This window comes from Natronosporangium hydrolyticum (assembly GCF_016925615.1).
Classification (GTDB): Bacteria; Actinomycetota; Actinomycetes; order Mycobacteriales; family Micromonosporaceae; genus Natronosporangium; species Natronosporangium hydrolyticum.
Map to the genome: position 1 here is coordinate 2,359,009 of NZ_CP070499.1, position 12,858 is coordinate 2,371,866.

General features: G+C 71.5%; 12 protein-coding genes. 10 read left to right on the plus strand and 2 right to left on the minus strand.

The features are described from left to right. Positions 1-72 precede the first annotated feature (72 nt). On the plus strand, positions 73-1,014 hold the full coding sequence (locus JQS43_RS10480; RefSeq protein WP_239678877.1) for a DUF5996 family protein: 942 nt from the start codon (positions 73-75) through the stop codon (positions 1,012-1,014). Between the two features lie 64 nt (positions 1,015-1,078). Next, positions 1,079-1,414, plus strand: coding sequence for a GNAT family N-acetyltransferase (locus JQS43_RS10485; protein WP_239678878.1), 336 nt, complete (start codon positions 1,079-1,081; stop codon positions 1,412-1,414). Here the strand turns inward: JQS43_RS10485 and JQS43_RS10490 are convergent. Then, a complete protein-coding gene (locus JQS43_RS10490; protein ID WP_239678879.1) occupies positions 1,404-1,997 on the minus strand; it encodes a TetR/AcrR family transcriptional regulator in 594 nt (197 codons plus the stop codon). The two genes, JQS43_RS10485 and JQS43_RS10490, sit on opposite strands and share 11 nt — an antisense overlap. 134 nt (positions 1,998-2,131) lie before the next feature. Here JQS43_RS10490 and JQS43_RS10495 point away from each other — a divergent pair, with 134 nt between their 5' ends. Next, positions 2,132-2,950, plus strand: coding sequence for an SDR family NAD(P)-dependent oxidoreductase (locus JQS43_RS10495; RefSeq protein WP_239678880.1), 819 nt, complete (start codon positions 2,132-2,134; stop codon positions 2,948-2,950). Between the two features lie 13 nt (positions 2,951-2,963). Next, entirely contained in the window at positions 2,964-3,827 is an 864-nt protein-coding gene (locus JQS43_RS10500) for an oxidoreductase (protein ID WP_239678881.1), read from the plus strand. A 14-nt stretch (positions 3,828-3,841) separates the two neighbouring features. On the opposite strand, the gene JQS43_RS10505 is transcribed toward JQS43_RS10500, so the two are convergent. Then, positions 3,842-4,537: a TetR/AcrR family transcriptional regulator gene (locus JQS43_RS10505; protein WP_239678882.1), complete on the minus strand. Its 696-nt coding sequence runs from the start codon at positions 4,535-4,537 to the stop codon at positions 3,842-3,844. Between the two features lie 118 nt (positions 4,538-4,655). Here JQS43_RS10505 and JQS43_RS10510 point away from each other — a divergent pair, with 118 nt between their 5' ends. The 6 genes from JQS43_RS10510 to JQS43_RS10535 are packed head-to-tail and all read left to right on the plus strand — an operon-like array spanning position 4,656 to position 12,842. Further along, positions 4,656-6,155, plus strand: coding sequence for an ABC transporter substrate-binding protein (locus JQS43_RS10510; RefSeq protein ID WP_239678883.1), 1,500 nt, complete (start codon positions 4,656-4,658; stop codon positions 6,153-6,155). Between the two features lie 3 nt (positions 6,156-6,158). After that, entirely contained in the window at positions 6,159-7,118 is a 960-nt protein-coding gene (locus JQS43_RS10515; RefSeq protein ID WP_239678884.1) for an ABC transporter permease, read from the plus strand. Then, positions 7,115-7,975 (plus strand): ABC transporter permease, encoded by an 861-nt coding sequence (locus JQS43_RS10520; protein WP_239678885.1) that lies wholly within the window; start codon positions 7,115-7,117, stop codon positions 7,973-7,975. The genes JQS43_RS10515 and JQS43_RS10520 overlap by 4 nt, the downstream gene beginning before the upstream one ends. Continuing rightward, positions 7,972-9,393 carry an ABC transporter ATP-binding protein gene (locus tag JQS43_RS10525; protein WP_239678886.1) on the plus strand — a complete coding sequence of 474 codons (1,422 nt, stop codon included), beginning with the start codon at positions 7,972-7,974 and terminating at the stop codon, positions 9,391-9,393. The genes JQS43_RS10520 and JQS43_RS10525 overlap by 4 nt, the downstream gene beginning before the upstream one ends. Continuing rightward, complete coding sequence (locus JQS43_RS10530) at positions 9,390-11,105, plus strand: ABC transporter ATP-binding protein (RefSeq protein ID WP_239678887.1); 1,716 nt, start codon at positions 9,390-9,392, stop codon at positions 11,103-11,105. Before JQS43_RS10525 ends, JQS43_RS10530 begins: the two co-directional genes overlap by 4 nt. A 9-nt stretch (positions 11,106-11,114) precedes the next feature. Continuing rightward, positions 11,115-12,842, plus strand: coding sequence for an ABC transporter ATP-binding protein (locus JQS43_RS10535; RefSeq protein ID WP_239678888.1), 1,728 nt, complete (start codon positions 11,115-11,117; stop codon positions 12,840-12,842). The last annotated feature ends 16 nt before the right edge of the window (positions 12,843-12,858 follow it).

Below are 12,858 nucleotides of genomic sequence, written 5' to 3' on the forward strand. Positions count from 1 at the left end.
GGGTACAGGCCCACCGGAAACGATCACGACGACCGCCGCCCTTTCGTTACCACACCAAGGATGTGAGATGCGATGACGAGCCGAGCAACCATGAGCTGGCCGAGCCTCCGGGTCTCGGACTGGACGCCTACCCGCGACACCCTGCACATGTGGACCCAGATCGTAGGAAAGATCCGCATGGCCCACGCCCCGTTGCTCAACCACTGGTGGCAGGTAACCCTGTACGTGAGCCCGCGCGGGTTGACGACGTCGGCCATCCCGCACCGTTCGGGGGCCTTCGAGATCGAGTTCGACTTCCTCGGCCACCAGCTCGACGTCCGCTCCAGCGACGGCGGCGCCCGGAGCTTCCCGCTCCGGCCGATGCCGGTCGCCGAGTTCTACACCCAGATCATGGACCTGCTCGACCAGCTCGGGATCGAGGCGACGATCCAGCCGCGCCCCAACGAGGTCGACCCGGCGATCCCGTTCGCCGAAGACCACGACCACGCCTCCTACGATGGCGAGGCGGCCACCCTGTTCTGGCGACAGCTGCTGCAGGCGAACCGGGTGATGGGCGAGTTCCGGTCGCACTTCGTGGGCAAGGTCAGTCCGGTGCACTTCTTCTGGGGTGGGATGGACCTCGCGTGCACCCGCTTCTCGGGCCGGCCGGCCCCGCCGCACCCCGGCGGAGTGCCCAACTGCGGGGACTGGGTCATGGTCGAGGGCTACTCCCGGGAGCTCTCCAGCTGCGGGTTCTGGCCCGGCGGCGGCGAGGAGGGTGCCTTCTACTCCTACGCCTATCCCGAACCCGACGGGTTCGCCGAGCAGGAGATCGGCCCCGAGGGCGCATTCTTCAGTACCCAGTTCCAGCAGTTCCTGCTGCCCTACGAGGTCGCTCGCGCCGCACCGGACCCCGACCGCGCGGTCGCCGAGTTCCTTCGCACCACCTACGAATCCGCTGCGGATCGGGGGCATTGGGACCGCTCCGCGCTGGAGGACAACCCGTCCCGCTGGCACCGTACTCCTACTGCGTAGCGCGAAAGGACACCAGATGACTCAGGCGCTCTATGACAACACTGGTGCACCGGTGACAGTGAGGATGAGTGAGTCTCGCCCGATCGGCACCTACACCGCGGACCTCGCCGACGGTTCGCCCGTCGGCCGGGTGGACTTCGTCGACTCTCCCCAGGCGGAGGGTGAGCGAGTCTTCTTTCACACCGAAGTAGACCGGAGGTTCGGGGGGCGGGGCCTCGCCGGGCTGCTGGTCCGCGAGGTGCTCAAAGACAGCATTCGCAGGAGTGTCACCGTGGTTCCGGTGTGCCCGCTGTTCGCGCGCCACCTGGCGAAGCATGGCGATGAGTTCGTCGCCGATGGTGGCAAGTTCCGGCAGCCGACACCTGGCGACCTCGCGCTCGTCAAGCGTGCTACCGCCTGACGGCGTTGAGAGCGGCGTCGAAGTATTCTTTGAGGGGCTTCGATCCGTTGTCCTGGGTCCACGCCTCGCCCGCGAGGTCGAGGCAGGTGATCACGCAGCCAACGATCACTTTGGCGCGAAGCGTCGTGTCGCTGCCTTGGCCGAGGCGCCGTTCCACCTCCGGCACGAGATCGTCGTACCAGCGCAGGTGCTTCTCGATGCTTCGTGCTCGTAGGGACGGGGTCTGGTAGAGCATCTTCGAGATCGCCAGGATCCGCTGCTGGTCGCCTTCGGCTCCCTCAAGGGAGAACAGCGCACGGCACAGGGCGGTCCAGATCTCCTCGCTGTCGGGCCGACCCTCCAGCGCGCCGCGGAGGACGGCGCCCTCAGCGACGAAGTGGCCCAGGACAACATCCTCTTTGGTGCCGAAGTATCGGAAGAAGGACCGGCGGGAGATCCCGGCTGCCGTGACGATCTCATCGATGGTGGTCTGCTCGAAGCCGTTGGTCAGGAACAGGTCCATCGCGACGGCCGTGATCTCGGCGTAGGCCCGCTGTCGGGTCCTCGCCCACAGTCCGGTCTGTTCGGTGTCTGCCGAGGTCATGGCCTCAGCGTACCGCTGCCCGTGACACCAATGCCCAACTGGCACTTGATGTCCGTCTCGCAGCTCAGGCGGGGCTCGATGCCGAATCAAGCGCCTGATTGACACCGAGTGCCAGTTCGGCATACGATGCCGGGATGAGCGAATCGAAGAGACCCCTGGACTACGCCGGCCAGACAGTTCTGATCACGGGGGCGAGCGCTGGGCTCGGAGCGGAGTTCGCCCGCCAGCTCGCTGCCCGTGGCAGTGACCTGGTGCTCGTGGCACGCCGGGCCGACCGCCTCGACGCGCTCGGTGCAGAGCTTCAGCAACAGCACCGCATCGCGGTGACGGCGCTGCCGATGGACCTGTCCCAGCCCGGCGTCGGCCGGTCACTCCGGCAGGAGCTCGACGCCCGCAGGGTCGAGGTGACCAGCGTGGTGAACAACGCCGGCTTCGCCAACCTCGGGTTCTTCCACGAGCAGGACCTGCCGAGTCTCATGACCGAGATAGCGGTTGATGTCACGGCCGTGGTGGAGATCTGCCACACCTTCCTGCCCCAGCTCCGCCAGCGAGGAGACGGGTTCCTCCTGAACGTGGCGAGCATGGCGGCCTACCAGGGGAACGCCACGATGGCGGTCTACGGTGCCACCAAAGCGTTCGTGCTCAGCCTCACCGAGGCCCTGTGGTATGAAGCCCGCGGCACGGGTCTGCGTGTGCTCGTTTTCTCTCCGGGCGCGACCGAGACGGAGTTCTTCGAGGTAGCGGGCGAGGGGGCCAGCGGCGGCGCGCGGCGGATGAGACCCGAGGTGGTGGTCGCGACCGCGCTCAGGGCACTCGACCGGCGCAAACCGCCCCCCGGCGTCATCGCAGGCGGCTCCAATCGGCTCTCCGCGGTGGTCGGCAGGGTCGTCGGCCGCCGGCGCATGGCCGAGATGGTCGGCTCGCTCATGACCCGTACGACCACCGACCGGTGACCGGCGGCCCGTCGTGAAGACCGCCATCGTCACCGGAGCGACCTCCGGCCTCGGCCTCGTCACCGCTCGTGCCCTGGTCCGGCTCGGGATGCGGGTGGTTCTCCCCGCCAGAGACCCGGCCCGGGCCGCGCGAGCAGTTGACCGCATCACCGCCGGCGTTCCCGACGCCTCAGTGGAGGCACACACTCTCGACCTCGCCGACCTGCGCACCGTGCGCAGGTTCGCGGAGACCTTCGAAGCTGAGCACGGTCAGCTCGACCTGCTGGTGAACAACGCCGGCATCATGTGGGGGCCGCGCACCGAGACCGCAGACGGATTCGAGGCGCAGCTCGGCATCAACCATCTGGGCCACTTCGCCCTCACCGGTCTGCTGCTCCCGCTGCTCCATCGGGCACCGGCGGGCCGAGTGGTGACCGTGGGATCGATGGAGCACCTACGCGGTGTGATCGACTTCGATGATCTGCAGCTGGTGCGGGGCTACCATCCGCGCCGTGCCTACCAGCGAGCCAAGCTCGCCAATGTCATGTTCGGGCTCGAACTCGACCGCCGGCTGCGTCGCGCGCAGTCTCCGGTACGCAGCGTCCTGGCTCATCCCGGCGCCGCCGCCACCGGGCTGCAGACCCGCACCACGGCCCGCAGGTTTCGACCGTTGGCCGAGATGTGGAACCGGGTGCTGTTGCAGACGCCGGAGCAAGGAGCGCGCGCACAGATCCAAGCGGCTCTCGACTCCGACATCGCCGGAGGCTCCTATATCGGTCCTACGCGGCTGATGGAGCTGCGCGGTCCCGTCGGCGACGCGCGCATCGCCCCCGCAGCGCGGGACCTCACCCACTGTGAGCGTCTCTGGGCGGTCTCCGAGGAGCTCGTCGAGGGGTAGCAGATTCCGGTGCCTCAGCCCGGTGCCTCGCCTGAGGCCGTGCCGGGTGGATTCTGCGGACCCGGGTGCGGATCGGCGGCGGCCAGGCTGGCGATGATCGAGTCCAGGCCGCTCTCGAACAGCTCCGACATCGGCAGGGTGAACAGGGCCGGACCGATTCTGGCCGCCGTCGGGTGCGAGTTCGGATCGATCTGATCGAGCCCGGCCAGGAACGCCCGGGTCCGGCCCGGGCGGCCGGCCCGGTGCCGGGCGTCGGCGGCGTCCTCGATGGCGACCCGCGAGAATGTCCAGCTCATCACCTGCGCGGTGCCGCGGACGACGTGTGCGTCGTCGAGCCCGGCGTCGGCGAACGCCCGGGCGAGCGACTCCAGCAGGCGGTAGGCTTCCGGGCCGGCCGGGCCGTTATCCATCAGCCAGGCGGCGAGGCCCGGATGCGCCCGCAACACGCTGCGCTGGGCATGTGCCCACGCGCGGACCTGATCCTGCCAGCTGGCCGCCGGCGCGGGCCGGATCAGCGCGCCGATGCGGTCGGCGGTCAGCCGGATCAGCTCGTCGCGGTCGGCGACGTAACGGTACAACGCCATCGGGGTGACGGTGAACCGGGTGGCGACCGCGCGCATGGTGACTGCGGCCAGGCCCTCGGTGCGGGTGATGTCGACCGCCGCTTCGACGATCGACCCCCGGCTCAACGTCGTCGTCAGCGGCGCCATCTGGTGATCTTACCCACCCGGTCGTACGTGAAAATGGTTCTCACTGCCATGGTATACATAGTAAACGGGCTGCCGTTGGCTGCGCCCGCAAATCGCATGAAAGTGATGGTGACCGATAGTGTCCACGACCAGTCGCAGGCTGGCCGCGTCGCTGGCCGCAGGGGTGGTCGCGGCGCTGGCCGCGACCGGATGCACGGCCAGCGCCGGCGACGAGGCCGCCACCGGGGACGGCACGTTGCGGGCAGCGTTCCCGGGTGGCGCCACCGAGACGTTGAACTACTTCCAGGGTCCGACCGCGCTGGACTACGTCCGCGCCAGGCTGGTGCACGCGCCGCTGTGCGAACTCGACCCCGGATCGGCCGACGGCGTCGCCTACGGAGCGGTGGAGTCGATCGAGGTCTCCGAGGATCTCGCGGAGTACACGCTGCGGGTGCGCGACGGCGTGAGCTTCACCGACGGGGCCGACCTGACCAGCGCAGACGTGCTCTACTCGCTGCGCGCGCCGGGGCTGCTGGACGGTCTGCCCTTCACGCTACTGGTCGCCCGCAACTTCGACCTGGACGCCGCCTCGGCCCCGGACGAGTCGACCGTGCTGCTGCCGACCCTCGCGCCGATCGCGGACGGGCGGGAGCTGATCTGTCAAAGCATGCTGGCGATCCAGGACGGCACCACTGAGTTCACCCCCCAGACGCCATCGTCGGGGCCGTTCACGATCGAGGCGTTCGAGCCCGGGCAGTCGACCCGGCTGGAGCGCAATCCCGACTTCTACGGCGAGGCGCCGCAGCTGGCCGCGATCGAGCTGATCTCCATCCCGGACGGCACCGCCCGGGTGAACGCGCTGCGGCAAGGGCAGGTGGACTACACCAGCGCCCTCACCCCAGCCCAGGCCCAGAGCCTCGATGGCGAGGACGGGATCGCGGTGACCACCAGCGAGCTGCCGTACGCGTCGTACCTCCAGTTCACGATGGACCACGAGGCGGCGCCCTTCGACGATCCGGAGGTCCGGACCGCAGTGCGGCTCGCGGTCGACCGGGAACGGATCGTCGAGAACGTCTACTTCGGTCACGCGTACGTCGGCAACGACCTTCCGGCGCTCGGATTCCCGAGTTACCACACCGGGTTGGAGCAGCGCGGTCACGACCCCGACCAGGCACGGCAGCTGCTCTCCGATGCCGGGGCGGAAGGCGCCAGCGTGGAGCTGGTCGCCGGGCCGGAGCTGCCCGGCATGGTCGAGACCGCCACGCTGATCGTCGAGGACCTGCAGGCGGTCGGCCTGGACGCGACCCTGCGGGAGCTGCCGGCGGGGCAGCTGTTCGCCGACTATCCGGCGTACCTGGCGATGCCGTTCCGGGCCGGATTCAACCCTCCGGCCATGTTCGAACCCAACTACACCCCCGGAGCCTTCCCGGAGGTGGACGAGTTGGTGCAGTCGGCGCGCAGCGCTCCGACGGCGGAAGAACGGACAGCCGCGTCGCACCAGGCGCAGGAGTTGTTGTGGGAGGAGGGCGACCAGCTCGGAGTGGTGTTCGTGCCGAACCTCAGCGCCGCCCGTGACGGCATCTCCGGGGTTCGGGAGCTGCAGTTCCCCGACCTCGCGCAGGCGAGCATCTCCGGCTGACCGATGCGGCTCGCAGGTGCGATCGGGGCGAGGGTCGCCGTCGCGGCGGCGACCCTCGCCATCCTCAGCGCGATCGTATTCTGGGCGACCGAGGTGCTGCCTGGTGACGCGGTCGGGGTCGTCTCCGGGCCGGATGCCACCGAAGCGGAACGGGAAGCGGTCCGGGTCGCGTTAGGACTGGACCGGCCGGCCGCGCAGCGGTACGGGGACTGGGTGGCCGGAGTGTTCCGCGGTGACCTGGGCACCTCCCTGGTCACCGGACGCGATGTCGCCGAGATCGTCACCACCCGGTTCGGTGCTAGCCTGGCCGTGGTGCTCCCGGCCGCGGCGCTGATGCTCCTGCTGGCCGGCGGGCTCGGGACCGCGGCCGGAATCCGCGCCGGTGGCCGGCTCGACCGGGCCCTGACCGGCACGACGCTGGGGCTGATCGGCACCCCGGACTTCCTCATCGCCACCGCCCTGCTGGTCGTCTTCACGCTCTGGTGGCCGGTGCTGCCGGCGGTCGCGATCGTGCCGATCGGGCAGTCGCTGTGGCAGCACCCCGAACTGGTGGCGCTGCCCGCGCTCGCCCTGGCACTCGGCGGGTTCGGCGCCACCATGCGGCTGCTGCGGGCCTCGGTCGCGCAGACCGTCGCGACGCCGTTCGCCGAGTTCGCCCGGCTCAACGGGGTACGCGGCCACCGGTACGTGTGGACGGTCGTCTCGAACGCCCTCGGCCCCGCGATCCAGACGTTCACGCTGATGACCGCCGGGTTGCTGGGCGGTGCCATCGTCGTGGAGACCCTGTTCAACGTGCCGGGCCTGGGCTACGAGCTGACTCGCTCGGTTGGCAGCCGGGATGTCCCGCTGGTGCAGGGGCTCAGCCTGGTGCTCGGCGCGGCCACGTTGACGATTCTGCTCACCGGCGACATCGCCGCGCGACTGCTGCACCGTCACGCCACCGCTCCGGCGAGGCCGGCGTGACCGCCCGGCGGTGGGCACTGACCGCGCCCGTGGCGCTGGTCGTCCTGCTGGCGTTGGCCGGACCCTGGCTCAGCTCTGGGTCCTGGCTCAGCTCTGGGTCCTGGCTCGGCTCCGGCAGCAGCACCGCCGCGGTCGGAGGTCCGTTCGCACCGCCGAGCGCCGCTCACCTGCTCGGCACCGACTTCCTCGGCAGAGACGTGCTGAGCCGGGTGCTGGCCGGTGGACGTGTCCTGATTCTGCAGGCGACCGTGGCGACCGTGCTGGGCAGCCTGACCGGACTCGTCGTGGGGGTCTGGGCCGCGATGACTCACCGTCGGCTGGCGGCACGGGTGGTCCTGCGGGCCGTCGACGCCATCGCCGCAGTGCCAACGCTGCTGCTGCTTCTGCTGTTGGCCGCCGGGGCACCCGGCAGCGATGCCGCGGTCGCGTTCGCGATCGCGCTGGTGAGCACACCGTTCTCGGTCCGGGTGATCCGGGAGCGGACGGCGACCTTGGCCGGCACCGGATACGCCCGGGAAGCAGAGGCGCGCGGCGACCCGCTGCTCGCCCGGGTCCGCCACGACATCGTCCCCGGCCTGGTGCCGGTCGCCCTCGCCGAGGCCGGCATCCGCTTCATCGCCGCCACCCAACTCGCCGCCACCGCCGGCTTCCTCGGCCTGGGCGCGGGCGCGCCGGCGGCGAACTGGGGCCGGATGGTCCGCGAGAACAGCACCGGGATCGCCGACAATCCCTGGCCGGTGCTGCTCCCGGCCGCGCTGATCGTCGTCCTCGCCGTCGGCATCACGATCCTGCTCGACCGGGCCACCGGCGGCCGGTTCGGCGGGCCGGAACGGGCCGGCGTCGGGCGGCTGGCATGAGCGGGGTCGCCGCGCTGCACGGGCTCACCGTGGCCGCCCCGGACGGCACGGTGATTCTGGACCGGGTCGACCTGGAGCTGCCGGCGGCGACCGTGACCGCGCTAATCGGCGAGTCCGGGGCCGGCAAGACCACGCTGGCGCATGCGCTGCTCGGCCACCTCGGCCCTGGGCTGCGCCGAATCTCCGGAACGGCCCGGGTGGCGGGCCACGACCCGTTCACCCGCACCGGGCAGCGGGCGCTGCGGGGGCAGGTCACCGCCTATCTGCCGCAGGACCCGGCCAGCGCGCTCAACCCGCGCCGGACGATCCTCGGCCACCTGCGCACCGCCGCCCGGATCAGCCACCCGGGCGAGCGCCGCGCCGCCCGGTCCGACCGGATCCGCGCGGCGGCCGAAGCCGCCGCGTTCGACGCGGAGCTGTTGCACCGGCATGCCTCCCGGCTCTCGGGCGGGCAGGCGCAGCGCGCCTTGCTGGCGTGGACCTTCGTGACCCGGCCCGAGCTGCTGATCCTCGACGAACCCACCAGCGGCCTGGACCCGGTCACGGCGCTGCGGGTGGGCACCGCCTTCGCCAGTCTGCCGTGGCGGCCGGCGGTGCTGCTGATCAGCCACGACCGCGACCTGGTGGCGCACACCGCCGGCTGCGCGTGGCAGCTGACCGCAGGCCAGCTGCGTAGCGTCGCCGCCGCCCCGCCCCACAAGCCAGCAGCTGCTGCCACGGCGGTCGCCGGTCCGACATCGGTGCCACCGGTGGGCCCGGCCGTGCTCGCCGCCGACCGGCTGACCATCCACCGTGGCGCGTCCCGACTGCTCAGCGAGGCTTCCCTGACCCTCCACGCCGGTGAACTGGTCGCGGTCCAGGGGCCTTCCGGCAGCGGCAAGACATCACTCGCCCGTACCCTGTGCGGCCTCGCCCCGCCGACCGCTGGACGGCTGTCGGTCCAGGGCCGGCCGGTCGCCTGGGAGGCGGCGACCCGGGCCCGTGCCGGCGGGCCGTTTGTGGCCTATGTGGGCCAGGACGCCCGCGCCGCCCTCCACCCACAGGAGCGGATCCGGCGTACCCTCACTCGGGCGCTCGCCGCCGGTGCCCGCCGCGGCCCCGCCGTCGACCCGGACCTGACCGGGTTGTTGAAGCGGTTCGGGCTGCCCGACGACGTACTCGACCGCACCCCCGACCGGCTCAGCGGCGGGCAGCGCCACCGGGTCGCCCTTGCCCGCGCCATCGCCGCCGCCCCCACGGTGCTGGTCTGCGACGAGACCACGGCCTCGCTCGACCGCGTCACCCGGGAACTGGTGCTGGACGCGCTCGACGAACTTCGCCGGCACACCGGCCTGCCGGTGCTGGCCGTCACCCACCAGGACGCGGTCGCCGCCCGCGCCGACCGCGTCCTCACCCTGACCGGAGGAGACCTGCGATGACCCGGCGCGACCTACTTCGCCCCGTCCGCGCGGCGCTGATCACGGCGATCCTGCTGCAAGCGCTCGCCGGGGTGCTAGCGTTGCTGCCGCTGCTGGCGCTCATCGCCTTCACCGGCGCCTGGGTCGCCGGAGATCCGTTGCCGGGAGCGCAGGTCGTGGCCGCCGCGGTGGCGGGCACGCTCGGCGCCGTCCTGGCCGCCGCCGGCGCCACCTGGATCACCCATCGGGCCGACGCCGATCTCACCTGGAGACTGCAGCGGCAACTCGCCGAGACCATCCGCCGCGCTCCACTGCCGACCGTCACCGGGCTCGGTGCCGGCCGGATCAAGAAGGTCGTCCACGACGACACCGCGGCCATGCACTACCTGGTCGCGCATACGCTGCTGGACGCGACCGCCCTGGTGGTGACTCCGCTGGCCGGCCTGATCGCGCTCACCGCGATCGACTGGCGACTCGCCCTGTGCAGCGTGGTTCCGCTGGGGTTGGGGACGTGGTGGTATGCACGGGCGATGCGCGGGTCGGCCGGCAACTTCGCCGACTACGCCCGGCAACAGCAGCGCATCAACGCCGCGATCGTCGACTACGTCCGCGGTCTGCCGGTCGCCAAAGTCTACGGTGGACCCGGCGGCCCCGGCGCCCGGTACGCGGCTGCCGTGAACGGATTCCACGACTTCTTCCGGGCCTGGTCCCGGAGCACCTCGGCGGTCACCACCGCTTCCTGGCTGGTGGTCGCCCCCGGCCTCACCGCCGCCACGCTGGCGCTGGTGGGCGGGATCGGGCTGGCGATGGGCTGGGTCAGCCCTGGCGCCTTTGTCGCCGGCGTCATCCTCGGGCCGGCGATCAGCGCGCCGGTGGCGGTCGCCGGTCCGCGCCTACAAGCGATTCGCACCGGGTTGGCCGCGCTGGACTCTATTGTGGAGTTCCTCGGCCAGCCTCGCCTGCAGTGGGGCAGCGCCGCCGCTCCGGCGCCGGGGGCCAGGCTGCGGCTGGAGCGAGTGAGCTTCCGCTACGGCGCCGACCGGCCGGCGCTGACCGAGGTCACGATCACCCTGCCAGACCGTGGCCTGGTGGCCCTGGTGGGAGCCTCGGGCAGCGGCAAGAGCACCGTCGCGACGTTGCTTGCCCGCTTCGCCGATCCGGCTGAAGGTCGGATCCTGCTCGGCGACACCGAGCTGCGGGACCTGCCGGAGGCGAGCCTCTACGAGCGGATCGGGTTCGTGTTCCAAGACACCGGGCTCCGCCAGGCGAGCGTCCGCGACAACCTGACCGGTGGCCGGGCCCTCGCCGAGCAGCACCTCGTCGAGGCTGCGCGAGCGGCAGCGATCCACGACGACATCGCCGCGCTGCCGCACGGCTATGACACGGTGCTCGGGCAGGAGACCGAACTCTCCGGCGGCCAGCGGCAACGGATCTGCCTCGCCCGAGCCCTGCTGCGCCGGCCGGAGCTGCTCGTGCTCGACGAGACTCTCTCCGCCGTCGACCCCACCACCCGGGCCGGGCTGTTCACCGCGCTACGGGCCCAGGCCGAGCAGCGCACGGTGCTGCTCATCGCCCACCAGCTCCGGCTCACCGCCGACGCCGACCGCATCCTCGTGCTCGACCACGGCCGGCTGGTCGGCGACGGCAGCCATCGGGAACTGCTCACCGACTGCCCGCCATATCGCGCGCTGTGGGAAGCCGAGCCCACCCCGACCGCCGTACCGGGAGAGTGAGAGGCCCTGATGCTCCGCACGCTATATCGCATCCTTCCCCCCGCAGCCGCCGGGCAGCTGGCCGCCCTCACCGCCTGGTTGGCGGCGGCCGCCGTCCTGCACGGCATCGCCCTCGGCCTGGTCGGCATCGTGGTCACGGCCAGTCTGGACTCCGGCAGCTCGGCCACCCCGTGGCTGGTGGCGCTCGGGACCGTGGCGCTCGGTTTCGTGATCGTGCAGTGGGTTGCGCAGATGACCGCCTTCCGGGTCGGCAGCGGCACCGCCCGCGCGCTCCACCTCCGCCTCGGCGACCATCTTGCCCAGCTCCCACTGAGCTGGTTCAACCCCACTCGCCAGGCGGGAATCATCGACACCGCCACCACCGGGGTACCGCAGCTCATGTCGTTTCCGGCGATCCTGCTCCGGCCGGCGCTCACCGCGCTCGTCACGCCGGCGGCGGCCGCGCTGACGCTCGCGCTGCTGGACTGGCGGTTCACCCTGGCGGTGCTGGCCGCCACCGCCCTCGCCTGGTATGTCAGCCGCTACGCCAGCCGCCTCGCCGGCGTCATCGATGCCCGCCGGCACCGCACCAGCGGCGAGGCGACCAACCGGGTCCTGGAGTACGCCAGCCGGCAACCGCTCATCCGTACCGACCAGCGCCCCGACGACGCCAGTGCCCTCCACAGTGCCCTGGAAGGCGTCCGGCGCGCGTCGTTGCGTTCGGCCGGCACCGTGATCCCCGGACTGCTGCTCTTCGGCCTCACCCTCAACATCCTCTTCGCCGGCCTGATCGCGTTCGGCATCGCCCGGGTGACCGGCGAGAGCCTGACCGTTCCGGGGTTCGTCGGCGTGATCGTCGTCGTCGCCCGGCTCACCGCGATCGCCGCCGCGGGCGCCGAGTTGGCGGCCGGTCTGCGGCTCCAGCACGGCATCCTCACCCGCCTCGCCGGCATCCTCGACACCCCGCCGCTGCCCCGGATCTCCGAGGTGCCTGCCGGGCCGTCGGTCGAGTCGCCCGGCGGCGGTGCGGTGCTGGTCCATGCCGACCGGGTCTCGTTCGGATACGACCACACCCCGGTGCTGGCGGAGGTCTCGTTCACACTGCCCCGCCGAGGTCTGACCGCGCTGGTCGGTCCGTCCGGTTCCGGCAAGACCACGCTGGTGCGACTGCTCGCCCGGTTCTGGGACCCCACCAGCGGGCGCATCCTGCTCGACGGCGTCGACCTGCGTACCCTCGATCCCGACCAGCTCGCTGGCGGGATCGCCACCGTCCTGCAGGACGACTACCTGCTGGACAGCACCATCGGTGAGAACATCCGGCTCGGTCGGCCGGAGGCCAGCGAGGCCGAGCTCGCTGCCGCGGCGGGTGCGGCCGGGCTCGACACCACGATCGCCGGGCTGCCCGACGGGCTCGACAGCCCGACCGGGCCGGGCGGCGCGCAGCTCTCAGGTGGCCAGCGGCAGCGGGTCTGCATCGCCAGAGCGCTGCTCAAGGCCGCTCCGCTGACGCTGCTGGACGAGGCCACCTCCGCCCTCGATCCCGAGAACACCCGGCTGATCAGTGCGGCCGCCCGTCGGCTCGCCACCACCGGCAGCGTCCTGGTGATCGCCCACAACCTGGACACCATCACCCACGCCGATCAGATCCTCGTCCTCGACCAGGGCCGGATCGTCCAGCGCGGCACCCACGCCGCGCTCACCGCGCAGCCCGGCCGGTATCAGGATCTGGTCCGCGACCACGCCGGATCGTCCCCATGATCACAGTGGTAACGCA